Source organism: Microbacterium sp. B19, from assembly GCF_000333395.1.
Taxonomy (GTDB): Bacteria; Actinomycetota; Actinomycetes; order Actinomycetales; family Microbacteriaceae; genus Microbacterium.
This window is the reverse complement of sequence record NZ_BADA01000198.1, coordinates 1-392: the sequence shown is the minus strand read 5'-3', so window position 1 is coordinate 392 and position 392 is coordinate 1. Positions and strand designations below refer to the sequence as shown.

Here is a 392-nt window from a genome sequence, read left to right as displayed (position 1 = left end):
TGCAGTTCCTCGACTACCTGCGGGGGCTGTTCACGTTCGATCTGGGGCAGAGCTTCCGGTACAACACACCCGTCACCGACACGATCGCGACGAAGCTCCCGTACACCGCGACGACGGCGCTCGGCGCGATCGTCGTCGTCCTCCTGGTCGCCATCCCGGTCGGCATGACCATCGGGGTGCTGACCCGCAGCGGCCGCCGCCCCTGGCTGGCGGTCGGTTTCGGCGCCGTCGCCGGGTTCTTCGCCTCGGTCCCGGCGTACGTGGCGGGCACTCTGCTCGTGGTCGTGTTCGCGATCTGGCTGAAGGTGCTGCCGGCCGGCGGCGCGTCGACGCAGTCCGCCTACGTGCTGCCGATCCTCGCCCTCGCCCTCGGCCCCACCTTCGCCGTCGCG

General features: G+C 70.9%; 1 pseudogene. It reads left to right on the top strand.

The window, feature by feature from the left end:
- Positions 1-392, top strand: a pseudogene (locus I5G_RS07325) (ABC transporter permease); the annotation flags it as partial.